Genomic DNA, 23,648 nt, shown 5'->3' on the forward strand with positions numbered 1-23,648 from the left:
ACCTTTAATCTTCAAATTTACCGCGAGCATTGGCATTGATGCCGTACTGGGGGAGAAGTGTCTGAAGTTCTTGTTTATATTCTTTGAAGTTCCATTTACCTTTTACGATTGCAGTTGCGATGTAGGGGTAAATATTATTATCCCAGTGGTGTGTGCCACGTTTCACGCCATTTCTATGCATATATCCACAGCGTAGATTCAATTTGCGGCACGTCTTTTGAGCTTTCTGCTCAAGTTCCCAAATAGTGTTTCCTTTGTGCTTGCTAAGTAGGGCGATAAAGGCGTCAATATTCCAAAGCGTCGGTTGTACAGAAAATAGCCATTTTGAAATGGGTAGCATTCGATAAATATTTTTACGACGAAGCACTGGAACTGAAAAGCTTTGTGAAGCTTTAATTAAGCGGATACTGTCCAAGCCTTTCATTAAAATACGCGGGTGTTTTCTGCGGATTAATAAGTTTATTGCCGTTTCAATCTGCTTATAGTCTATGTCCGCAACTAGTGGCATATCTTCATGTTCAAAAAGGCAATATTCAAATCCTCTTTTTTTGAGCTCACCAAAACAATGAAGTAGACGTTCAGGATACGATTGCTTGTCGTCAAATATGACTTGCTCAAAACCTTCAGGAACTAGATCCGAATGTTTATTCACGAACACGAAATTAGTGCCCAAATTTGGACGATGCTTTTTTAGTTGTCCGAAATAAAGGGGCCATACATCTGAATAGTCCGTATGACTATACATAACTGTACAAACAGTGGTGGAAGGACGACCAAGAAATTTTGATTTTTCGTAAAGGCCTGAATCCATAAAAAACCATTTGTGTAAAAGATGGTTGTTCAATCCTTGGGATGGAGAGAACGTGACTAATGTTTTAGGTGATTTATCACTTTCAGAGAGCATTTCGTTGCTGAAAGGATTGTCACGATTGCTGTCAGGTAGTCCGATCTCAATTGTTTTTAAGAACTTGCTATCCGGGGCAAGGTATTCCAAAGATCGCTGGTACATTTCACCAAGGGTGTCTATGTTTTCGCTAGAGGAATAGAACCACATATCTGCATATCCCTCATTAAGCTGGTTCCACATCGCGGAATAAACAAATTTCATGTCTTTGTTCACATCGAATACAATTTCAGATACTTTGTAAGGCTGATACTGATTGTATTTGTCCATTTGGCCAAGATCAAATCGCGACACCACGACGACATCATATTTGAAGTTGTTTTTCTGCTCGTATTCAGCCTTTAAAGAAATAGATTCCTTACGCGAGAAAAAAAAACTTAAGGAATTTTCAACGGTGCGAAAAGCTTGTCCTCCAGGAGGAATAAAAAATTCTTCGGTCACGCCCGCGGATGTCATATCTTGTTTAAAGGACTTCTGTTGCTCAAATGTTGAGGTTTTTAGATAAGCGCCATAGCACTTTTTAATAACATTTTCGTTTTCAAGATCCCACGAGTGAATAAAGACATCGACATTCTGATTATTTAGAATGTGTTCTTTGATATATTCGAAGCCATCCATGCCGGAGTTTTTAGACAAACGATTGTTGAATTTTCCATAGAGGCAAAGTGCAATTCTTTTCATAAGACCTAATGAAATAATAGACTAAGGTTTACGACGTCAGTGACATCATGGTTTATGACTTTTAATTTATCGTCGATAAGAAAGTTAAATGACGGACAAAGGAAAAGGCTGTTCTTAAATGCCACTCGTTCAGGATTCTTAACGCTGCCCATAGCGGCGTGCAAAAATGTTGGTAAGTTTCGAAAGAAATAGGTACCAGCTGAGGCAACGTCAGAAATGACTTTTTTTTCTGCGCACTCAAGAACTACATTGTTTTTCATTTTAAGATAACTGAACTTTGGGTTCGAATCTTTGAATGTAGGAATGATTCCAAACAGTGTTGGATCCAAAGCAAACAGATTGCCTGGTGAAAAGCCCGGGGCCGAATAATCAATATCGACAAGATCTACGGCGATTGGCTTCTCGAAATCTTTAATTAGAGATACTCCGGCCAGGGCTGTGTTTAGTGCACCACGTGTCAGTTCATTAAGTATGACTTGTTTTGATCCTGGAAAAATACTTTTTAAATAATCTTGGAGTTCAGATAGTTTTTCAACCTCACGAAGTACAAAGATAAGATCTTCTGCTTTAGTTTCTCCAGATTTGAACCAAGGGCGGCTATTGATTATTTGTGCAATCATAGGCTTTCCTTGATATGGAAAAAACGGGCGGAATGTCCCGTCTTTTAATACTAGATCCGGTCCTGCTAAAGGGACAATGATATTCATTAAGTAGTCTCTTTAAGTAATTTCAGGTAAACATCTAGATCTTGAGGTGTACCGGTGCCGTGCATTTTGTGTTTATCGATTTCGTAAATACCAATTTTAGCACCGTCGTTGATGCAATAGTTGTAAGTCGGGCAAACATAGAATTCGTTATTTACGCGATCGTTTTGAGTGATCATGTCGATTGATGCGTCTACAAACATTTTTCCAGATTTATATAGGTAAATGCCCACAGTTGCTTGATCGCTGATAACTTCCTTTTCTCGTACCATAGTTACATGGTTTTTAGCATCGAGCTTTGCATAACTCCATTTTGGATCGTTATCGACGAAAGTCATAATTGATCCATCTAAAGAACGATCAAACATATCATCAACATAGGCTTGGATGTCGACGTCGACGATTTGATCACTGTTTGCGATTAACAATGGTGAGTCGTTGTTGATATGTTTTCTGGCGTGAAGAACTGTGATTGCAGCGCCTTCGGTAAGGCGATCAATAGTTACAAAGCTGGCATTGTAGTTTTGTTGGATTTTATTGGCAAGCTCGCGCTCCTGCTCAAGATGTTCCTTACGAGCAATCAAAATGTAACGAGCATCTTTGACCTTAAGGTTGTTCATGACTCTCTCGATCATTGGAACACCCATAACGTCAATAAATGGTTTTGGCTTTTTATAACCAGCATTTGCGAAACGGGAACCGGCACCTGCCATGGGAATCAAAACATTAATGCTCATTTACTTTTCTGCCTTTGCGTAAGTGTCGTAAGCGCGAGCACCTTCAACGGTTGCTAGCGAATGATATTGGTTGCGGTCGATTTTGAAGGTGCCCAGTTTCTTCTGTTCTAGGATGAGCTCATTGAATACTGGGCATACATAGTAATTCCCATTTACATGGGCATCTTTTTTGATCATTGCAGAGGCACCAGATACGAAGTCCTTACCTTTTTTGAAGTAATAAACACCGGCGGTAGCATTGCGACTGATGGGACGCTTTTCTTCTGCCTGAACAATGTAGCCATTCGAATCTAGGCTTACGTAAGACCAACGTGGGTGAACGGAATCGAAAATAACAGTGCCGCCGTCATATGAACGGATCGCTGTTACAAACTCCTTTAGGTTGATGTCCAAGATCTGGTCGCCATTAGTGATCAAAAGTTCTTCGTCGTTATTTATGCTATCGATAGCATAAAGCGCAGAACAAGCTGCGCCTTTCGTGCTTCCTTCGACAACCATTACTTCCGCTGTAGGACATAGCAATTTAATAACGTTGTCCATATGCCAGCGTTGTGCGTCTTCCTTGTTGATTAAAAAGATGAACTTGGAAGCGACTGATGAAAGGTTTTTGACCACGCGTTCAACAAGGGGAGTTCCATTTACTTCAAATAGGTATTTCGGGTACTTTAAGCCTTCTTTAAAAAATTCTTCAGAATTTCCGGCCATTAGAACTACGATATTCATTTTACATCTTTCCCGCTGCTGAGTTAATCTCGTTGATGCGTTGACGGATTTTTTCATACGAAACATCGTAAACAGTCTCGATTTTCATAAGGTGAGCACCACTTGCTAACGCGGCCTTGATCCCGTTCTCATTATCTTCCAAAATCAAACACTCTTCGGGCTTCAATTCGAAGTGCGCCATCATTTTTTCATAGATTTCAGGATGTGGTTTCGAGTGAGTAACGTCTTGATTACTTAATGTGCGATCAAGATATTTTGCTAAGTCACTTTTTTCCATCATCAAATCGATTGTCTGGCGAATCGAGTTGGAGCATACGCCTAGCTTGTAATTTTCAGACTTCAATGTCGATAAAGCACGTTGATGGCAAAACATAGGCTTACAACGTTGATAGATCATTTCCATGGTGTAGATTTGCTTCAAATTATTGATTAAGCCGTGCAAACCTTTGGGAAGTGCTCTTTCCATGCTAAGCATTTCAAGTTTCTTTTTGGTCGGAAGTCCATCGTACGTTACTAAGTGATCATAGCGGCTGATTTGAAAGCCAAACACGTCCAAAGCTTTGTTCAAAGACTCGTAGTGCCAGTCTTTTGCATCGATGAGTACGCCGTCCATGTCGAAAATAATGGCCTTAATCATTCCAATTCCTTTTATTCTTTAATAGCCAATTGAAGATCTTCCGGGATGTCGGTGCAGATCCATAAGTTTTCTTGTTTATGCATGTTGTTTTGAATGAGCTCACTCCAGAAGGGTTTATGGTCTCGGCCATGAAGTTCGGGAGATACGAGACATACTGTTTTATTCTGTCCCAGGTAGGAGTGAATGCGTTCAAGATTTAAATAGCTTTTGCTAAAGTGATCGTACCAAATTCCTTTCACACCTTGAAGCAAGGTTGGAGTGGGAACTTCGTATTCGCTTTCTCTTGCGAAACAAGTCAGGCCTTTTGCCAAGCTTTTTACCGTATCTGGAATAGACATATCGAAAAGAAAGTAGTTTTCTATCGCATACTCATTCAACGCTTTTTTCAGAATATCCTGTAAACCGTCTGATTTGATGTTGATAGCTAAAGGCAAATTTTTAAACGGTTTAAAAATTTCTAGAAATTGCTCGAGTGGCATTTCTCCGCCAGTTGGTAAATCGTGGCAGATAACTAATTTGCCGTTTGCATCTCTGAAGTCGGTTTCAGTTCCATACCCCAGTTCGAAAGATCTACGAAAGGCCACTTCCGTATTCTTTTCGGACGCAATTTTCCAATAGCCTCTATGACTTAAAATTTTCATGCAGCCAAAATACATTGCCCGATTAAGTTTCTCAAGAGATCTAGATGCTTTATGATTGTTTTAGTGACGTCTTTGCGCCTGGCGTAAATAGGTTATGGGTTTTTATTAAGGAACGCCACTACCGCCGTCGCGATGCTCTCTGTCGACATGGGGTCAAACGTTTCTTGAGGATCGCAAACGTCTCTGACGAACTCGCGATCTGAAGCAACAATCGGAGCGTTCAGTTGATTAGCCTCAACCAATGGTAATCCAAATGATTCAAATAGTGACGGATAAATAGTGACTGAATTAGCTATAGCATTGAGCAAATTTGAATGTTCCATTTCATCTACGATGCGGACATTGAGACGTTTTTGACTTGCAATGTCGACAAGTGTCTTGTGAAGGATGGGGTAGTTTTCTGCATTTAAAATAAGCACTAATTCAGGATGTAGTCCGAATTTTGAGGATAGTGCTTCCCAGGCCATGATCAGATTTAAATGATTTTTATGTGGTTCGCCGGACGCCACATAAAGGAATGGCTTTTGATTGTTAGGCTTGTTTTCAAATCTAATTTTCTCCCAGGAAATTTTTTCGGTAAAGGGTAAGACCTTTAACATGGGAGAAAAGTGAAGAGATTGTTTTACCAATGCTGCCATCGTTTTTGTTTGAACAATGAAGGTATGTTCTTTTCTACTGCAAAGTTTGAATAGCGTTTTCTGAAGTGCAACTTTGATGGCGAAGATTTTGGATACTTTTAGGTCAAGTGGTCCGACGATATAGCGGTTCTGGCAGAATACGTAAGTTTTAATCGGTAAGGGAAGAAGTGGTGGGAAGTTGCCAAAATATAAGGCCGCCGTGTTGGGTGTGTTGTAATTTTTAAGAATGACTAGGTCTATCTTCAAACGAGCAAAAATCGAACGAGGCATTCTTATAAATTCAACCCCCGGGAGTGGCTCTATTTGAAAAGTGTCGTTAATTATGCAAACTACACTCTTCTTGGTAGAGGCTTGTCTGAGTGTCTGTTTAAGTAAAACGGCGCCGCCACCTGAACTAATATTTTGGGCGACGATAACTATATTTTCTTGTGGCAATTCTTCTAACATAGCGTAATCTTGGCGATCGGCAGAGTATTGGTCAATTATATATATTAAGTGGCCAACGGAGGCATTTTTGAGAGTTGCAATTCATTCCTATGTTTACTATCCAGAATCATTTTTAGTGAATGAGCTAGCTGCAGAGTTAGTTGCAAGGGGTTATATCGTTCAGGCTTACACGGGCTTACCCAATTATCCAAAAGGTGAGTTCTTTGCGCCATATTCTTTGTTGTCCGGACCGTACACTGAGGAACACGAAGGTGTTGAAATTATTCGCTACCCAATCGTTCCGCGAAAAAAAGGTTTTTTTTGGCTTGCACTTAACTATTTGTCCCATCTCGTGAGTGGATTGTTATGCAGTTTTCGCTTAGAAAAAGTAGATGCTCACATTGTGTTTGCAACGTCGCCCATTATCACTGCAATCCCCGCTATTATAAAAGCGCGTTTTACAGGAGCAAAGGTGATTATTTGGTTGCAGGATTTGTGGCCGGAAAGTGTTTCTGCGGTCGGTGCTCTCGGCAAGAAATCAATACCATATAAAATTATCGGTAGTATGGTTCGATGGATTTACAAAAATACTGACGTTATGTTGATTCAATCTCCCGCTTTTAGGTCGAATTTGAATGAATTTGGCTTCAAAGGTCAGATAGTCGATGTGCCGAATTGGGCTCCTTCAGAAATTGAGCAGACGCAAAAAGAAGAACCTTCCTGGCTTAAAGAATTTCCTCAAAATGAATTAACTATTACTTTTGCTGGTAATATTGGAAAGGCGCAAGCTGTTTCGACGGTCCTGAGTGCAGCCAACTCCTTGAAGCATCATCAGGAAATTAAATTTGTTTTTGTTGGTGACGGAAGTCAGAAAGAATGGGCAGAGAAGTATGTTCGTGATCGCGAGCTACCAAATGTAATCTTTTTTGGAAGAAGGGCGGTAGCGGACATGCCAGCATTGTTTCGTAGATCCAGTGCTTTATTGGTGAGTCTTTCCGATGAACCCATTTTTTCTATGACAATTCCGTCTAAAATTCAGGCCTATATGGCCGCGGGACGTCCCATCGTTGGCTGTTTAAATGGGGCTGGTGCCGACGTTATCAGACAGTCTGGTTGCGGCCTCGTCGCATCAGCAATGAATAGCGAGGAATTGAGTCAGGTAATTTTAAATTTCAAGAATTCGTCGAAAGATCAGGTTAGCGAGTTTGCTGCAAATGCTAAAAGTTACTATCAAAAACATTTTGCCAAGGAAGTTGCTATTAATGCGATTGAAGGTGTTTTGAAATTAGGGAGTTCTTAAAAATTTGCGCATTTTAAATTGAATTCTATCAGCAAAATGTAAAATTGGCCCCCGAGGTGCGCAGTCTTCGATAGTTTTAATGTTTAATAAATTCAGTACTGTATCACGTTTCAAAAAATCTTTTAATGAAGTGATTTCTCCCGCGGCAGACGAACGTATTAGGTAAGGGGAGAAGTTTTCAACGTTAATGATTTTGAATTCATTTTTCATTATTTCAAATGCTCGTGTTTCCGGGCAATTCAAAAGTAAATCAAGTTCGTAGTTAGAATTCAGAAGGTATAGAAGTCTAATTTTTGCCTCAGCTTGTGTTCTGTCTGTCTAGATTGGGTACGGTACTTTAGACGTATCCTCGAGTACCTCGCGGAGTCGCTGAAACGTCTGAGTTAGCTTTACGGTTGTTCCGCCAAATAGATGGTCCGAAATATGATATCGTTTGTAGCTAACATCACGGACAAAAATATTGCTATATGCAAGTTTTGATGGATCAAGTTCTTCAATGAACTTATTTAAATTCGAGTAAAATTCATCCGTTCGTGTTTTTACAACTAACGGCGTGGTAACAAATTCAAGACCCAGCAGCGTGCTTCGTGTTTGATAGTGAATATTTTGGGCATTGTGAATTTGGATAATTTTCGGATGTTCTTGATGAACTATCTGCACGTTGGGAAGATTTGCCGATGGCACTGCGTTAGACCAAGCTGAAACTATAATGTGCTTAAAATGATCGGCGTTTTTCTCAATCATTTTCATTGTATTTACGTGCCAAGGGCCGGCGAACAACAGCGTGCAATCATTAATCGTATTCATGAATATCCTAAATCGGTTTCAAAGATATTCCGGATGTTAAGAAGTTCGTGCCACACAATTCATTCAAGAAATAAAAAAATGACCGCTGCGTTGCGCGGTTTTGCTTTATGGGCTAACTAACACTGAGTGAACTCTTGTTATGAGGGTAAATTCGAATTTTTAAGTTCACCATCAAAATTGGTTCGGCTTTGATTATCGGTAGCTCAATTGGCGTTGGCGTAGGTTTATTAGACCGATCCAAGTGCGGTTTCTCTGCAAAAGCTGCTGATGATCTCAGTAAAATTATTTTGAATATTAAGGAAAGTCCTCAAGACCAGGTTGACGCATTTGCCCTTAATGCGAAGAATTTTTTTGACCAGTACTTTTTGAAAGAGGTTGCGATTGCGACTATTGAAAAGAGCTTAGTTTATTTCAGGTGTCACGATCAAATAGACTGATCCGAGAAATGCAAAAACTTGATAGCGTCGGACATTTGTTATAAAAATACGGCCAGCCCAGTTTTAAAAATTAAGATTTCTTCGTGACAGTCATTGGGTGCGCACGCTGTTTTAACCTTACTGGTGGGAAGATCGAAATTCACGAATTCATCTAAATTTTTGTTTTAACCGTAAGAATCTTTTCTCGATAATATCGTAAGACAATTTTGCGACTAGAACCGTTAGAGTTAAGCTTGTGATAAAAAGAAGATATATATTCTTATTTAAGATTTCTAATTGTGTACAACCGTATATAATTACAGCATGCCAGACGTATAGGCCGTAAGTATATTTTCCAAGAGTTGTCAGTATTTTTGAGCTGAAAAAGACATTTGATAGGCTCTTGTCTATATTGGCACTAATAATGAGAATTCCAAATGCAACTCCATTAATGAGATAGATATATATATTGCTATCTCCAGCAGTCGGGTGTGGCCAATGCCGTATGGACCAAAAAATTAGTATCGGAACTAAAATCCATATATTTCGATTAAAGAATCTGAAGATAGGATTATTCATAACGCTTTTTGAGAAAATCGCGAGGAGGATTCCGAGCATGAATGGCTCAATTCTCGTCGGAAGATTTAGATATGCAGCAAGCATATCTTTTCTATTTTGAAGCATAATATATTTAAAAAGTATGGAAAGCGCTATTGAAGTGACTGCGAACTGTAATATAAATGTTTTATTGAATCCTTTTCGGGAAAACCAAATAATTATAAACGGGAATATTACGTAAAACTGTTCTTCAGTGGCAATACTCCAGAGTGGTGCCAGCATGTTCCCAGTTTTGACTTGCGATATACTTGTTGAAATATTTTGTGAGAATGTAAGAAAATATTTGAAATGCTGAAAAAGTTGCGAATATTCGTTTGATGGAGCTATTGGACCTAGCCTCACTGCGAAATATGGAAAGACAAAAAAACCAAAAAAAAGTGCAATAAAATAGAGCGGCCAAATTCTAAGGCAACGGCGCACAAAAAAATGTTTTAAATTGATAGAACCAGTTCGATTGATTTCTAAAAGCATTATCGAAGTCAGAAGATACGCACTCAAAATAAAGAACAGGTCTACTCCAATCCATCCAATATTTTGAAGGGCATCAATGCCCATTCCTCTAGGTGTATGCGCCAAAAAAACCAAAAAAAATGCAAAGAATCTAATTCCATCTAACTGTGGGCTGTGAGCCATGGTTGTGATCCCTAGGTGGTACGTAGTAGCAGACTGTTTTGTTGTAATGGTTGAAATATTAGTTTGTTTTCTAAAAGTCCGTGCCTGTTTGAGTTTATCTCTCCAGAACGAAGTGACAGACTCGATGAGCGAAATCGGGTGCAAGTTAGATATCGTACAAGGCTTATGCATTGAAGTACATAAGGTTGTTTGTTTGTTTTTGTAAACTTAAAAATTCTAATGATGATATTGTGAGCACATTTAACTGGCCTCATGTGGAAAAAAGTTTTGGGCTGTATCTTCAGGGTAATAAAACTCCATGAAGCATTGAGTTAAAACTATCTAAAATGCTAAAAACACTGAAATATCGTCCAGAATTGATGAGGTTTATCGAATGAAAATACTAGTGCTAGGTGCTGCCGGAATGTTGGGGCATCAAGTTTGGTTGAAATGTTTGAAGTCCTTCGGGGTTGGAAATGTTGCTGCGACTCTTCGCAAGTCTAAATCTCATTACGAAAAGTTCGAGATTTTTAAAGACGGTGAAGTATTTGATGGTGTCGATGCCTCTGATTTTGATTCTCTTTCTAAAGTTCTCTCAAAGATTAAACCAACGGTTGTTGTAAATTGTATTGGCCTGACACTGCGTAAAGAAGAGCTGGGTAATATCGAAAAGTGCATTGAAGTGAATTCGATGCTGCCCCATAAACTTACATTATGGGGAAATGAGAATGCATGTCGCGTAATTCATTTTAGTACCGACTGTGTTTTCGATGGCACAAAAGGAAACTACTCAGAGACTGATGTTCCTACTGCGAACGAACTTTATGGCAAGTCGAAATTCTTAGGTGAGGTCGGCGGCCCAAACGCTCTAACTTTGCGCCTATCCATTGTTGGTCGTGAGCTTGAAGGTAAAACGGAACTGATCGAATGGTTTTTGTCTCAATCCGGACGCAAAATTAATGGTTACAGTCGCTTTATGTACTCTGGTTTGACGACCAACTTTGTCGCAGACGAAGTCGTGCGATTGATTCGCGATTTCCCTCAGCTAAGTGGGGTATATCAAGTCTCTAGCGAATACATTTCCAAATATGACTTATTAGGGAAAGCAAATGAGATTTATCATTGTGGCGTAGAGGTGATGCCCTACGATGGTTATGTCGGCAATAAAACTTTAAATTGTGAGCGTTACGCGAAGGCCACTGGATTTATTAAGCCAAGCTGGGATCAAATGTTGCGTGCGATGAATCAAGACAGTTCAGTGAATTACGGAGTGTAGTATGTATTTTGATGGCAAAGTTATTTTAGTTACAGGTGGAACTGGCTCGATGGGTAAAACGTTCGTGCGCAGGGTCTTAACCGGCGAAATGGGTGTTCCAAAGAAACTTATCGTCATGTCACGTGACGAAGGTAAGCAGCATAATATGCGTCTTTCCTATCTACATAAGACGGTGTCCACTGATGAGGTCGTGTATAATAACTTTAAGAATGTATTGGAGTTCCGCATTGGTGACGTTCGCGACTACGCTGATGTTTGTGCTTCCGTAAAAAATGCTGACATCGTGATTAATGCGGCGGCTCTAAAGCAAGTACCTACGTGTGAGTATTTCCCAGAGCAAGCAATTATGACTAACTGTCTTGGAGCATATAATATTTCGCGCGCTATTCGAGAGCATGACTATCCGGTACATACTGTTGTTGGTGTTTCGACTGATAAGGCTTGTAAACCAATCAACGCTATGGGGATGTCTAAAGCTCTTCAAGAGCGTGTCTTTATTTCTGCTAATGTTTCTGCACCTAAAACACGATTCATCTGTGTTCGATACGGTAACGTTCTTGCTTCGCGCGGCTCAGTTATCCCGTTATTTCATGAACAAATAAAAACGGGCGGTCCAGTAACAATTACTGATACGCGTATGACACGTTTCTTATTAAGCCTGGATCAAGCGGTTGATACCGTCTTTAATGCATTGAAATATGCAAATGCAGGAGAGATCTTCGTTCCCCGTGCCCCCGCTGCCTTGATGACTGACGTTGCTAAATGCTTAATCGGCAACCGCAAGATCGAAGTGAAAGTCACGGGAATCCGCCCAGGTGAAAAGCTTCATGAGATTATGATTTCCGATGAGGAAGCTCCTTATGTTGAGCCTCGTGGGGACTATTATGCAATACGTTCGATGCTTCCTGAGTTGAATGGTGGGAGTATTGATGTGCGCAATTCACAATTAAAAAAAGAGTTTGCATCGACTGATACTTTGCTGGACTTCGAAGGGACTCTTGCTTTGCTGAAAAAGCATAATCTTATGATTGATGATGTGCCAAATTTTACAGATGATGAAATGTTGAGGTAGATCATGAAAGTAATGACGATTGTTGGGACAAGACCTGAGCTTATTAAACTCTCTAGAGTCATTGCAGTTTTAGATCAAAACCTTGAGCACGTACTTGTCCATACAGGTCAAAATTACGACTACGAGCTCAATGAAGTATTTTTTAAGGATCTGGAAATCAGAAAGCCCGACGTATTTATGAATGCTGCGGGGGAGACCCCAATTCAGACTATTGCCAATATATTGGTAGAGTCTGAAAAGTTGATGCAGCTTCAGAAGCCTGATGCCTTATTGTTATATGGTGATACAAATTCATGCTTGGCAGTTATTGTAGCAAAACGAATGAAAATTCCGGTATTCCATATGGAAGCCGGGAACAGATGTTTTGATCAACGTGTGCCGGAAGAGATTAATCGAAAAATAGTTGATCATCTTTCAGATATTAATATGCCACTTTCCGAACATGCCAGGCAGTATTTGATAGCAGAAGGTCTTCCAGCACAACAGGTGATAAAGACAGGTTCATGCATGAAGGAGATTTTCTCGTACTATATGCCAAAGATAGAGAAGTCGAATGTTCTCGAAAGTCTTTCGGTGAAGCCTAATGATTACGTTCTCGTAAGCCTCCATCGCGAAGAGAATGTCGACTTTCCTGAAAACCTAAACTCAATTCTTCAGAGTTTTGATTTGATAGCAAAAACCTTTAAAAAGAAGGTTTTAGTATCCACTCATCCTAGAACTAGGAAAAAACTGGATGAAATGGATTTTTCAAGCTCAAGTCAGGATGTGTATTTTCTGAAGCCTTTCGGATTCTGTGATTATATTAAGCTGCAAATGAATGCCTTCTGTGTTGTTTCCGACAGTGGAACAATTACAGAGGAATCCAGTTTATTGGGGTTTCCCGCGATTACTATTCGAAATGCTCATGAGAGACCAGAAGGGAATGATGTCGGTGCGCTGATAATGTCTGGAACAGATAAAGAGGACATTGTTCATTCTATCAAGGTTGCTGTGTCTCTGGGTAAGCCGCCTATCGTGCCAGATTACGACATTGACAGTGTGTCTTCGGTAGTACTGAAAAACATCCTAAGCTATACGCATTATGTGAATAGATATGTGTGGCGCAAAAATATTTAATGAATAAACCCAAAGGCGGTTTTCTTTCGATAACTGGATTGCGGGAGGTGGTCTCATCTGAATGCCTGATGAAGATCGCTGTGCATTTAATTGTTATACTTTTGGCATATCAGTATTCGTTTAACATCAGACCTTGGCTTAATAGTCTGACGTTAAATAATGGATATCCGCCGTATCCAAATTTTATTTCGGCAGATCCCTTTGTATATTGGAAGTATGCTACAACGTATGGCTGGAGCGAAATACCTCTAAATATCTTTGGGCCGGTGTATTTTGCAAAAATATTCTTTTGTAACTTTGATGCTATTTTTATAGCTAACTTGGCTATATTGATTTTGAGTATAAAATGTTTTGCCCAAAGAATTTCGCAGAGTAATTACCTTGTATTAATTGTTTTGTTAATCAACCCAGCGATTTCATCTCAAGTGTTCTTTGTTAATAAAGAGCTATACATGATCATTTCCGCATTACTATTTCTGTCCACAACTCGAACGAAATCCTGGATTTTCGCTGCTGCTTGCCTAATGGCTTTATTCACAAAAATAGAGTTTTTGGCTGTCGTCGGACTTTGGTTAGTGTTGCGAAAGCAATCTTATTTGGTAATTGTTTATTCTTTATTTGCTCTGATTGGGGCGATTTCCATATTTTATAGTTTTATTCCTGGAATGGCTGATAAAGAATCTGTCCTAACCTACGCCAGCAAGAACTCGCAAAGTATTGGGTTATCGAGTTTGTGGCAATACTTGGCCACGGAGTACCACCTGTTTTTTTTAGTTATCGTTCCTAGAGTGCTCCAAGCATCTTCTGCCGGAATTGTAGAACTGTTTAGGGGTGGTATTTCCGTATTAAAAAATGGCTGGGTAACGGTGATTTCAAGTTTTATTTTTACGAGTATGTTAGCTTGGATAGTTACCTTGAAGCGAAAAGTAACTGCTGAAGTCATTTTCTTATCGCTTTGGTTTGTGGTGTCAGCCACTTTGCCGTTTGCTATCCATCGATATTTATTTCCATGTTATCCCTTTATGTATTTTATTATCCTTAAAAGAGAACAGATCTATGAAAAGGGTTAGATTCTATTTCTGTGCACTGTCTTTTGTTGTGATTGCGGCGGTACTAAAGAATTACTTTCATTCTACAGAATATGTCACTCGAGTTTACATTTCTCCCCTGTTGAAGGCTTCAGGTGAGATAAATCCTGATTCCAGAAAAGACATTAAACGTATTGCGGGCGAAATTAATTCAAGGAACCTTAAAAGTCTTTTGACTTCGAAAGATGATAGGAATCTATTAAGTGTTTATCTTTGGAATACGGATGATGAGAAAGATTTCCTTGTTGAAGTAAAGACGGAACTACCCAACACAAGCTCCAAGTACGTTGAGGAGATATATTGGTATCTCTATGCAGTACAAAGCCGTTATGAGGGATCTTTAGTTACGAAACATACAGACGAGAAGGTGTTTTCTATGCCTTATTGTTGGAGTGAAAAAATCGAATTGCGGTCAAACGAGGAAGTTTATAGTGCGCCCTGCATTCAATTCGAGCGACAAGATGCATCGCCTTCCATTTTTCCGTCAAGCGCAATGTTTGTGACTAGTTCGGCGATAATAATTCTATTTTTGTAAAATATGAATTTCATAAGATCTGATCCTTTAGAGCGCATCAGAGCTTCGTTTTAAGTATAAATCTAATTCTTCCCAGTTCTGTTTCAAGAGCGAAAATGCCATCAGTTTTTGCATCAAACATTTCACCAAATTCGTTCCAAAATTGCTCGTCGCTGCCTTTTAATAATAAATAGTTAAATCCAGAAAGAGATTTATATATTTCATCATTGCTTAATATTTTTCGTGTCCAATAGTCTTGAGGCTTAACCTCTTTTGCTATCGCCCAAAACGGCTCTGTTTGGATCCAATTTGGCAGAAGTTCGTTTCTGAGGATGTAAAATTCAAAGCCATTGCTATGTTGCCAAAGTAGAAACACTTTATTTTTACCTTGGGGCAGACTTTCGATTACGGATTTAGCCGTTGCCCGTATTGGCTTAATATTTTCTGAATCAACTATTGCGGCTGAACGCTCCTTGCTCAGAATAATTAACGTTATTAGTGCTAGGGACAAGGTTTTGAAATAAAAATGTTTTTCCGAAACCAAAGAAAAATATTTGGCAGGCTTTGTGCTCAATATGAATATTTTCGCAACGAAGAATAAGATCCACGCGGTGAAAATCGGGAAGATGTATCGGTCAAAACTTGCGAGTGCCTCGGCTTCTTGAGAACCGAATAAAAATGAATAAGTTAAGTAAAGTATACCTAGGTACGCTGCAAGAGTAAGAAGAGCTGTGGTTATGAGTGTTTTGGAAAGATCCCTTTTGCGAGAAAAAACGTAGAGGAGAGTTAGTGCGAGTAAAATTAAAAATGGTTGAGAACCTATAGTGGAAAGAACAAAATTCTTTAAGATAACTGTTTCGTGCGGAGTTAAATTGAAAGTTAAAAATCTTTTAACGAATGCACCTACCGAAATATTATTGTCGTCAAAGTTTTTTCGGATATCTAAAGCTCGAAGGCGGTAGTCCCAAAATATTTTTGTCGACAGAGTAATGCTTCCCACGATCACGGCGCCGAGTATATTTTTCCAGACGTTGTCCTTGTATCTATATACAACCCATCCCAAGATAGCCGTGAACGCAAAAACTACACCAATATGTTTTGAAACTACGAGCAGTATTGATTGCATCAATAAAAGGGCCAAAGAAGTTCTATAGTCTTTAACAGTATAGGCTATAAAACCCAGGCATAAAAAAGATGCCATGTTGATGTCGACATAAAGGGCAAAAAGATTCTGTTTCGTGATGTGGATTAATGCAATAAAAGTCAAAAGAACAGTGAAGCAGGAAATAATTTGTTCTTTTTTACTTAGATGCGAATCAATTTTAAGAACTTTCAAGAAAATCCAAATTGGTATCAAACTTATAATTAAACTGGCTGCATACCATTCGGATTGATTTATTGATCCTGGCCAACTTAAGAAATCGATCCAGAGGCTCATTCCCATATAATAGCTGGGGAAGTTCACGATATTTCCATCTTTTGGAATTGCGTGATAAGTTTTTATAAAGGTCTCTACCAGGCCCCAATGGCTAAATTCGTCCCAGAGGTGTAAGGTCATTCCAGATGAGGCGCCGACAAAAAGAATAGCAGTGCCAAGTAATATGAAATCTTCGACCTCAAATAGGTTTTTCTTAATTTTGTTGTAGCGAATGATGAAATAGCCAAATGGAATGAAGCAAATAAGATAAAGAAAAATTTTGAATTGGTTCAAGACTTCAAAACAGGAAGAGTAGAATAGTCCTAAAGTTATTAGGGTCATCACTAAGCATACGGCTTGAATCTTGCTTTTTGAATTTTGAAAAATGCATTGAAACAGAATCAGAGAAAAAAGAATTAATACGCCAACCATTATTTTGGCTCCCGGGCCACATCATATGCTAAAAATGATGAAATCGAGTGAACGCCTATGAACACTGAGAGTACTCCAACCATTATGGTGCCTGTGGGGGTTGGTATATGCGCGGGTGCATTGTTTATCCAGAAATATAGACTCCACAATGATCCAAACGTTAGAGAGGCTACTCCAAATAACAGATACACAGTTCCAATTGAAAATTCCCTCAAGAAGTAGCTGTAAGATAATCTCTTAAGGTAATTCTTAAGGTGTGATTTCAAAAATAGAGGAATGACTTTCATTTCGTTTAGATTGCTCTTCTCATTGTTGTAAATGGGAGGCATTGGAACGTCTTTAACCTTGGCTCCAATTAAATTGAGTCGGAACAAGAGGTCTGACTCAAAAAAGTAATTGCTTTTGAGTTTTTGGTATTGCAGCTGTTCGAGAGCCTGGCGTTTAATTGCAATGTAACCATTGGTTGGATCGAAAACGGAGTAATATCCGCTGGAAAACTTACTCATGAAACTTAGAAATGAATTTCCAATGATTCTCAGTAGAGGCATTTTGAAAACGGTTTCAGGGTGATAGAAGCGATTGCCCTTTGTGTAGTCATAGCCACCTTTTATAATCGGAGACAGTAGGGATTCTAAGTATTTTGAATCCATTTGATCATCACCATCCATTTTCACGATTATATCAAAATTTTGTGAAATTGCTTTTTCAAAGCCAGTTTTCATGGCAGCGCCCACTCCACCATTTTGCTTGTGAAAAAGAACTTCAACTCGCGAGTCGCGGTTGTTTTCTACTACATACTTTCCAGTTTCATCGGGGCAACAATCATCAACGATGAAAATTTTCGAAGGTAAGGGACTCATCTTTTTAATAACATTTAAAATATGTGCCTTACACTTGTAAGTTGGAATAACTACGCAAATATTTATGTTGGAAGTATGTTCTTTAGTCAAAATTATGCTGTCCGTGTTGAGGCTTAGTCGTTCAAATGTTTAAAGCTTATTAATGAATATTTAAAACAATAAAATGGTAAACTGAGTATGATTGCAGACTTCTCCATGTCATTGTCAGGCTTATTTAGTCGCCGTTTTTCTTTTAGCACAACAACGGGTGCGATAGCGTAATGTCGCGACTTTAATAGTCATAAAAGTAACTATCAGGATAATAACCAAATCCATGGAGCGCATTTGACGCAATAATAGACTCAATGCGATTGCAAAAATTGATGCGGTATAAAGAATTAAAGATATTTTTACATGGGACATCTTTAGGTCGAGAAGAGCATGGTGAATATGATTTCGATCCGCAGTAAATGGACTTCTTTTTCTTAAAATTCTGAAAAAGAAAACACGAACCATATCAAGTAGCGGAATAATCACGGCCGCAACGGCCACTCCTGGCGCCGCTTTAATGTAATAAGGTGAAGTTTCAAATCCTGGAATTCGATTCGCCTCGATAAAGCGAAGTGCCAGAATGGCAATAATAAATCCAAGAATCATAGATCCGGTATCGCCCATAAAGATTTTTGCTTTTCTAAAATTATAAATCAAGAAGCCTAACAGTGATCCAGCCAATGAAAATGAGAGAATTGTCATCGTCGGAGAGGACGCGATAGTGAACCAAATTCCAAAAAATATCGCTGCAATTATGCCGAGGCCTCCTGCGAGCCCATCTACTCCATCAATTAAATTGAATGCATTGATAAGTGCGACAATTACTAGTGAGCTTAATGTGATACCAACAAGAGGCGCTATTTCCGAAATTCCGAACATTCCCCAAAGACTGGTTAGTCGCAAATCGCCCAATATTGTGATTAGCATGGCGCAAAATATTTGTGTTCCAAGTTTTTTGAACGGACTTAAAATCAGAATGTCATCTTTCATTCCAGCGAAGAACAAAAGAACTAATGCCGGAATCATAAACTTAACTTCAGATGTCGAAAGGTAGTCAGTAAAAGCGGAGAATGAAAATAAAGTTCCGGCAAAAATAGCAATTCCACCAAGAGTGGGAGTTCTGTTGGAATGAAGTTTTCTGTCTGAGTCAGGTTCGTCCATTAGGTGTTTCAAATCGGCAACCTTAATTATGGCTGGAATTGAAAAGGAAGCAATTAGCATAGATACAACAAATGGCCCGAAAACAAGAAATAACATAGGACAAATCTTAATATAAATTAGGTACAGTTCAAGGGTATGCAGTGGCGCGCCCCATCAACATGGCCATTTAGTCTCGTTGCAACCGTTGAGTGCGGACACTGAATTAAATGTTTTGTATTAACGAATGGCACGATAATTAAGGAGAGAGTGGATTGCCATTCACTCCTTAATCGACTGAAACGTTGCTTACCTTTTGATGATATAATTAACGTTTAGGTTTACTGGACGTGTCTCTTGTCCGCCTGTTGATCCCGTAACATAGCTTTGACCAAGAGGTCCCCCTGTAAAGTTCCAAGAGCCGCTGCCACCGTAGTTAATGGTTGCTTGCGTTGAATGGAAGTGGGTCTTAAGTAGATCGCCTTGCGCTGAACCTACCATATTTCCAGTGTTTCCGTTGCCGCCTGTGATCATAGATTCTCTTGATGTCTTATCTGGATCTAGAGTCGACGAGCCAGCTACACCACGCATGAAACGGCCACGCATGTCAGGTACATTGAAAGCCTGTCCAGGTGTATATCCTGTCGAAGCTCCCGTGGGAGTTTTTGTGCCATCGCCAAACGAAGTTCCAATGGCTGCATGAAGATCTTCATTTCCTGCAATTGGGTATGCTGATCCATCCGCCAAATAATATCCGCCTGGAGCAGTTGAGCCCCCGAATGGCAAAATCACACCAGCAGGTATAAGGGACGCAACTGATGAAAGCGGTTCCCAGGTGTTGTTTGTTCTTCCGTAAAACCTTTTGTCTCCGGAGGCATTGGATTCATAGACGATTTCGCCTTCTTCAGGATTTAAAATTTTAGTTTTATCTTCGACCCCTGGTGCAACAAATCTTAAACCCATTGTTTTTAAATCATTTTTATGTGTGAAGCCTAAGGCAGAAATTGCGATCAACGACAGAACAATATACTTTTTCATAAACATCCTTTTTTTTACTTAAATTTCCAGAACCTAAAAATTAAGTAAAAAGAAAACTATGTGATGTTTATAAAACTAGAAGGTGTTTGTTTGATATTTGACGACGGCGTCTTTACCGGTGGAACGTGACGCGTTTGAGGATGAAATTGGATTTTTTTGTTAAGAAAGCTTGTTGCCCAAGGAGGAAGACGAAGACACGTATAGTATTTTCGTCTTTCCCATCAAACTAATATTTAAAATCTAAATCTCGCCCCAGCCCCAATATCCAGATCCGCATCCACTTTCGGAGACACATCCAGAACCAAAGCCGCCTCGGCAAAAAACTCAACCTTAGGATCCGCCCACATATAAGTCATACCGACCGGTGCGCGAGGTCCAAAAGCGACATCCCCATCGTATTTACCATCGTTGATAAAGATCATGCGAGCACCAATACCCAAGTAAAGGTTCATCGGGCCTTCTTTAGCCATTTCCCAAGATTGGAATTTATCAAACAAGAAAGTTGAGTGAAGTTGCAAGCCACGGTATGTGCCGCCAGATGCTCCGAGGAATGCATCCACTGAATTTTGATCATTCAAAGACATGCGACCGGAAAAACCGATCGGATCACCGATCATTGCACCCAATGCATATTCCGCACGGGCATAAGAAGTTGAAAATAGAGAAGCAGAAAGAAGTAGTCCTGCGATTAACTTGTTGCTCATGAGTATAAACCCTCCGCGATAAATTCTGGAGGGCGCGTCCGGGATTGTCAATTGATCGTGTCCAGGATTCTCGCAATAGCAATCTGCTTAATTGGTCGGCACTTTTCTGAATTTTCGGTCCACACTTGAGCAGTTTTCCCTAGTGGAAATTAGAATCCAAGCGTCATTCCAGGCGCAAACCAGTTCAGGTGTCTGCAGGTAGTGATTGTTCGCGCCATTAAGCGCCAATAAGATCGCGTCGCTGTTTGTAAGTGATAAAATCACCCGAGGTAATTCGGGAGTGGTAAACATCACCGGTACAATTTGCCAATACCAGGTAAAATAAGAGCTTCTTAGCTCACCAGTCGCTTTTTCTTCTTCAGTGACCTCAAAATAGACATTTTTAATGGGCGAGTTCTTTATCACGGAAGTGAACGCGTAAAACTCCGCACCACTCATCGAGTGAACCGTAACGGGCAGAACGGAAACCGTAAAGAAATAAATGACACTTAAATAGAAAAGACCTTTTGACCACTTTTCCGCATTGAGCTTCCAGCGAAGAGAGATAAGAAATCCCGCGGCTAATGCGAACCACGGAAAGATTGGCAGTAAGTATTGTCGGTTCTGACGTATACTGAATGCGTAGACGGCAAGGTGAATTAAAAATTCAAATGCTGCGACGAATGCGAGCCAACGAAAATTTCTTTTCCAAAGCATAACCAAGCCAGGAATAAACAGCAGTGCAACTAAGTGTGCGTGGGATACAGCGTCCTGGATATACCAGGTCCATCCAACGGAATCGGGACTGGCTTCGCGAGGATCGTTATGAATAACAAATTGCTTGTGAAAGTACTCCTTCCAAAAGAAAAAACCTTGCGATTCATAATGAGCCATTGAAAAGGCGGCAATTGGTGCGATCAGTCCCACACTCAAAACCAACAGCGGACGCCAACGCCAATGACATCGAGAAGCAGTAAATAACAGAATCGGAAAAATTCCTACCGCGGCAGCGCCCTTCGTAAGAACCGCAAAACTTAAAAAAAGTCCAGTCAGGAAAACTATGATCAGATCATCGCCGTCTGAAATTCTGCTTGAAAAATAAAATCCAATTAACATGAACGCAACCATCGGCATATCGAGCCAACCACTGGACATAAAGTTCATGAACACGTTGATGGTCATTAAAAGTATCGTTGCTAACAACGCCGTATTTTCGTCAATGAGCCTGCGAATGGCGCAGAAGAAAGCAATGACACCCAGGATGCCTAACACCGATGCCGTAAAATGAATCCCCAAAGCTGTTGATCCCCATAGCTTTAGCGAGAAGGCGTCAAGCCAAAGCGCCAAATACGGGTGTTCAACAAAAGGATCAAAAATCTGCGGTGCAAGTTTTGGATTAAACCACGTGCCGTTGTGAAGAATATCCAGCGCGATAGATCCATAAGTCGCACTATCGAGCCCAACGCCAGGTTCCCAACTTTTGCCGAATACAAAAAGGATCAAAGCAAATGCCAGCCATTTAATACGAGAGTCTATTTGTGCAAGATTCTGAAATGGATTTTTGCTCATTAAATTAGTCCTCGATCGTAAATTCTTACGGCAAGGGATTAAAATGTCTAATTGCGATATTGTTACAATTGCCTAGCGAAGGTGTCGCGTTGGCGACCTTAGCCCTGAATCATCGCCAAGATCTTTTCAAGCGCAGCCGCACCTAAAAGATCAGCATCTTTCTGCGAATCAGATTCCGTATAACATCGAAACTCTGGCGCATTCCCTGAAGGACGCAGGTGAATCACCTTATTTTTATCTGTAGTCATACGCAGTCCATCTTGAGTGTTAATCGACTGAATCTTTGAGCCGGGGATTATTTTGTTCACAAAATCTTCAGGTGCAGCTCCGGCTGTTTGGAGTATCTTTTGACTTTTCTCCAGCGGACAGTTTTTAGCGAGCACACTTGAGGTGAATCTGTTGGGAAGTTTATCAACCACACTGGCCACGCTGCAGTTGTGCTTTTTAGCAGAAGCGATGATTGCAAGTGCTGGTAAAACTGAATCCCTTGTTGGAAGTGGTTTCAAAACACTAGCGCGCTGAACAGGTGTCGCAAGAATAAATCCGCCGTTGGCTTCAAACCCCGCGACAGACTTAAATTCCTTCATCAGGTTATTCAAAGCTTCCACCACGTAAGGTGAGCCAATTTTTGTAAAATTAATTTTCTTAAAACTAGAGATGCCGGAAATTCCAGAGTTGCAGCTGATAGGTAAAGCAACAGCATCGATAGCTAAAAACTCAGAACAAATAATTCCAAGCTTATCACCTTGTACCAAACGGCCCTGGTTATCAATCACGAGAGGACGGTCACCATCTCCGTCGGTACTTACCAAAATATCAGCATTATTTTCTTTGATCCATTTGCTGAAAAGATCCAAGGATTCAACGGCCTCAGTATCCACTGGGACAAATTTATCACTGTAACCTAAGCGAATGACCTGCGCGCCCAGTTTTTCTAAAATAGCGGTGAATATGTCACGAGCCGCAGACGAGTGTTCGTAAAAAAGCACTTTCATGCCGCTAAACGAGGTATCCGCGAATGCATTAACATAGCGCTGAATGAAAAGATCACCTGCTTCTTTGGAGCAATCTAAAGATTTGGGGGTTGTGCTTTGAAGGAACTCACCTTTGTCGTTAAAGAGTTCCTTTTTATAGTTCTCTTTTTGCAAGTTTTCGTAGTTGTTAAAAATCTTCTCATCATCACTTTTCAGTGTTTCACCAGAAGTCAGATAAAACTTGATCCCATTGCGATCGGCAGGAATATGACTCCCGGTAATCATCACAGCCATCGACCCTTTTTCTGCAGAAAAATACGCTAGTGCAGGCGTCGGCAAAACACCGCAATACTGAACGGTCTTGTTATGATCTTGAAGAGCTTTTTGAACAGCGGCCGTGATCTTTGGACTGCTCTCGCGCAAATCCATTCCAACAGCCACAGTTTGAGAAGGGGAGACGAGGTCAGCATGCTTTAAAAAAGCGCACGTCAAAAGGTACGCTTCTCTATCAGTAAACTCAGTAACCAATCCACGAACACCACTTGTCCCAAACTTCAATGCCATAAAGCCCTCAATAAGGGCTCGATTGAATCAAATC

At 40.1% G+C, this 23,648-nt stretch carries 21 protein-coding genes; 5 read left to right on the plus strand and 16 right to left on the minus strand.

Annotated features, from left to right (window positions below):
* Window positions 1–4: 4 nt before the first annotated feature.
* The 7 genes from HW988_RS08620 to HW988_RS08650 form a co-directional block, all read right to left on the minus strand.
* Entirely contained in the window at window positions 5–1,585 is a 1,581-nt protein-coding gene (locus HW988_RS08620; protein WP_181607240.1) for a hypothetical protein, read from the minus strand.
* A gap of 5 nt (window positions 1,586–1,590) precedes the next feature.
* Window positions 1,591–2,292, minus strand: a complete 702-nt coding sequence (locus HW988_RS08625; RefSeq protein ID WP_181607241.1) for a hypothetical protein — start codon at window positions 2,290–2,292, stop codon at window positions 1,591–1,593.
* A complete protein-coding gene (locus HW988_RS08630) occupies window positions 2,292–3,020 on the minus strand; it encodes a glycosyltransferase family 2 protein (RefSeq protein WP_181607681.1) in 729 nt (242 codons plus the stop codon). Before HW988_RS08630 ends, HW988_RS08625 begins: the two co-directional genes overlap by 1 nt.
* A gap of 6 nt (window positions 3,021–3,026) precedes the next feature.
* Window positions 3,027–3,749 (minus strand): glycosyltransferase family 2 protein, encoded by a 723-nt coding sequence (locus tag HW988_RS08635; protein ID WP_181607242.1) that lies wholly within the window; start codon window positions 3,747–3,749, stop codon window positions 3,027–3,029.
* A 1-nt stretch (window position 3,750) separates the two neighbouring features.
* A complete protein-coding gene (locus HW988_RS08640; RefSeq protein WP_181607244.1) occupies window positions 3,751–4,386 on the minus strand; it encodes an HAD family phosphatase in 636 nt (211 codons plus the stop codon).
* Window positions 4,387–4,397: 11 nt separating this feature from the next.
* A complete protein-coding gene (locus tag HW988_RS08645) occupies window positions 4,398–4,970 on the minus strand; it encodes a hypothetical protein (protein WP_220128838.1) in 573 nt (190 codons plus the stop codon).
* 149 nt (window positions 4,971–5,119) lie between these two features.
* Window positions 5,120–6,112 (minus strand): glycosyltransferase, encoded by a 993-nt coding sequence (locus tag HW988_RS08650; RefSeq protein WP_181607247.1) that lies wholly within the window; start codon window positions 6,110–6,112, stop codon window positions 5,120–5,122.
* A gap of 67 nt (window positions 6,113–6,179) precedes the next feature.
* On the opposite strand from HW988_RS08650, the gene HW988_RS08655 reads away from it, so the two are divergent.
* Window positions 6,180–7,391: a glycosyltransferase family 4 protein gene (locus tag HW988_RS08655; protein ID WP_181607248.1), complete on the plus strand. Its 1,212-nt coding sequence runs from the start codon at window positions 6,180–6,182 to the stop codon at window positions 7,389–7,391.
* A 318-nt stretch (window positions 7,392–7,709) separates the two neighbouring features.
* Here the strand turns inward: HW988_RS08655 and HW988_RS08660 are convergent, their stop codons facing one another.
* A complete protein-coding gene (locus tag HW988_RS08660) occupies window positions 7,710–8,198 on the minus strand; it encodes a WavE lipopolysaccharide synthesis family protein (protein WP_181607250.1) in 489 nt (162 codons plus the stop codon).
* Window positions 8,199–8,782: 584 nt separating this feature from the next.
* Window positions 8,783–9,865: an acyltransferase gene (locus HW988_RS08665; protein ID WP_181607251.1), complete on the minus strand. Its 1,083-nt coding sequence runs from the start codon at window positions 9,863–9,865 to the stop codon at window positions 8,783–8,785.
* Between the two features lie 373 nt (window positions 9,866–10,238).
* Between HW988_RS08665 and HW988_RS08670 the strand changes: the two genes are divergently transcribed.
* The 4 genes from HW988_RS08670 to HW988_RS08685 are packed head-to-tail and all read left to right on the plus strand — an operon-like array spanning window position 10,239 to window position 14,378.
* Window positions 10,239–11,120 (plus strand): SDR family oxidoreductase, encoded by an 882-nt coding sequence (locus HW988_RS08670; protein ID WP_181607252.1) that lies wholly within the window; start codon window positions 10,239–10,241, stop codon window positions 11,118–11,120.
* A gap of 1 nt (window position 11,121) precedes the next feature.
* The gene (locus tag HW988_RS08675) at window positions 11,122–12,192 is read left to right on the plus strand and encodes a polysaccharide biosynthesis protein (RefSeq protein WP_181607254.1); all 1,071 of its coding nucleotides are present in this window, start codon (window positions 11,122–11,124) and stop codon (window positions 12,190–12,192) included.
* Window positions 12,193–13,308: a non-hydrolyzing UDP-N-acetylglucosamine 2-epimerase gene (gene wecB, locus HW988_RS08680; RefSeq protein WP_370468161.1), complete on the plus strand. Its 1,116-nt coding sequence runs from the start codon at window positions 12,193–12,195 to the stop codon at window positions 13,306–13,308.
* Window positions 13,290–14,378, plus strand: coding sequence for a hypothetical protein (locus HW988_RS08685; RefSeq protein WP_220128839.1), 1,089 nt, complete (start codon window positions 13,290–13,292; stop codon window positions 14,376–14,378). The genes wecB and HW988_RS08685 overlap by 19 nt, the downstream gene beginning before the upstream one ends.
* Window positions 14,379–14,968: 590 nt before the next feature.
* Here HW988_RS08685 and HW988_RS08690 read toward each other — a convergent pair.
* The 7 genes from HW988_RS08690 to HW988_RS08720 form a co-directional block, all read right to left on the minus strand.
* Window positions 14,969–16,621 (minus strand): hypothetical protein, encoded by a 1,653-nt coding sequence (locus HW988_RS08690; RefSeq protein WP_220128840.1) that lies wholly within the window; start codon window positions 16,619–16,621, stop codon window positions 14,969–14,971.
* A 137-nt stretch (window positions 16,622–16,758) separates the two neighbouring features.
* Window positions 16,759–17,709 (minus strand): glycosyltransferase family 2 protein, encoded by a 951-nt coding sequence (locus HW988_RS08695; RefSeq protein ID WP_181607260.1) that lies wholly within the window; start codon window positions 17,707–17,709, stop codon window positions 16,759–16,761.
* Window positions 17,710–17,829: 120 nt separating this feature from the next.
* Complete coding sequence (locus HW988_RS08700; RefSeq protein WP_181607262.1) at window positions 17,830–18,906, minus strand: glycosyltransferase family 4 protein; 1,077 nt, start codon at window positions 18,904–18,906, stop codon at window positions 17,830–17,832.
* A gap of 189 nt (window positions 18,907–19,095) precedes the next feature.
* A complete protein-coding gene (locus tag HW988_RS08705) occupies window positions 19,096–19,824 on the minus strand; it encodes a phage tail protein (RefSeq protein ID WP_181607263.1) in 729 nt (242 codons plus the stop codon).
* A 233-nt stretch (window positions 19,825–20,057) separates the two neighbouring features.
* Entirely contained in the window at window positions 20,058–20,528 is a 471-nt protein-coding gene (locus tag HW988_RS08710; protein ID WP_181607264.1) for a hypothetical protein, read from the minus strand.
* A gap of 87 nt (window positions 20,529–20,615) precedes the next feature.
* A complete protein-coding gene (locus HW988_RS08715; RefSeq protein ID WP_181607265.1) occupies window positions 20,616–22,076 on the minus strand; it encodes a glycosyltransferase family 39 protein in 1,461 nt (486 codons plus the stop codon).
* Window positions 22,077–22,174: 98 nt separating this feature from the next.
* Window positions 22,175–23,614 carry a phosphomannomutase gene (locus HW988_RS08720; protein WP_181607267.1) on the minus strand — a complete coding sequence of 480 codons (1,440 nt, stop codon included), beginning with the start codon at window positions 23,612–23,614 and terminating at the stop codon, window positions 22,175–22,177.
* Window positions 23,615–23,648: the final 34 nt, after the last annotated feature.

The organism is Bdellovibrio sp. KM01, from assembly GCF_013752535.1.
Taxonomy (GTDB): domain Bacteria; phylum Bdellovibrionota; class Bdellovibrionia; order Bdellovibrionales; family Bdellovibrionaceae; genus Bdellovibrio.

What these genes read in the sequence shown, in the direction of transcription:
- HW988_RS08650 (WP_181607247.1), bottom strand. Translation starts at nt 6,112, where the DNA reads ATGTTAGAAGAATTGCCACAAGAAAATATAGTTATCGTCGCCCAAAAT.
- HW988_RS08660 (WP_181607250.1), bottom strand. Translation starts at nt 8,198, where the DNA reads ATGAATACGATTAATGATTGCACGCTGTTGTTCGCCGGCCCTTGGCAC.
- HW988_RS08710 (WP_181607264.1), bottom strand. Translation starts at nt 20,528, where the DNA reads ATGAGCAACAAGTTAATCGCAGGACTACTTCTTTCTGCTTCTCTATTT.
- HW988_RS08720 (WP_181607267.1), bottom strand. Translation starts at nt 23,614, where the DNA reads ATGGCATTGAAGTTTGGGACAAGTGGTGTTCGTGGATTGGTTACTGAG.
- HW988_RS08665 (WP_181607251.1), bottom strand. Translation starts at nt 9,865, where the DNA reads ATGGCTCACAGCCCACAGTTAGATGGAATTAGATTCTTTGCATTTTTT.
- HW988_RS08670 (WP_181607252.1), top strand. Translation starts at nt 10,239, where the DNA reads ATGAAAATACTAGTGCTAGGTGCTGCCGGAATGTTGGGGCATCAAGTT.
- HW988_RS08715 (WP_181607265.1), bottom strand. Translation starts at nt 22,076, where the DNA reads ATGAGCAAAAATCCATTTCAGAATCTTGCACAAATAGACTCTCGTATT.
- HW988_RS08705 (WP_181607263.1), bottom strand. Translation starts at nt 19,824, where the DNA reads ATGAAAAAGTATATTGTTCTGTCGTTGATCGCAATTTCTGCCTTAGGC.
- HW988_RS08625 (WP_181607241.1), bottom strand. Translation starts at nt 2,292, where the DNA reads ATGAATATCATTGTCCCTTTAGCAGGACCGGATCTAGTATTAAAAGAC.
- HW988_RS08700 (WP_181607262.1), bottom strand. Translation starts at nt 18,906, where the DNA reads ATGTTATTTCTTGTTTTCGGGCCATTTGTTGTATCTATGCTAATTGCT.
- HW988_RS08675 (WP_181607254.1), top strand. Translation starts at nt 11,122, where the DNA reads ATGTATTTTGATGGCAAAGTTATTTTAGTTACAGGTGGAACTGGCTCG.
- HW988_RS08635 (WP_181607242.1), bottom strand. Translation starts at nt 3,749, where the DNA reads ATGAATATCGTAGTTCTAATGGCCGGAAATTCTGAAGAATTTTTTAAA.
- HW988_RS08640 (WP_181607244.1), bottom strand. Translation starts at nt 4,386, where the DNA reads ATGATTAAGGCCATTATTTTCGACATGGACGGCGTACTCATCGATGCA.
- HW988_RS08620 (WP_181607240.1), bottom strand. Translation starts at nt 1,585, where the DNA reads ATGAAAAGAATTGCACTTTGCCTCTATGGAAAATTCAACAATCGTTTG.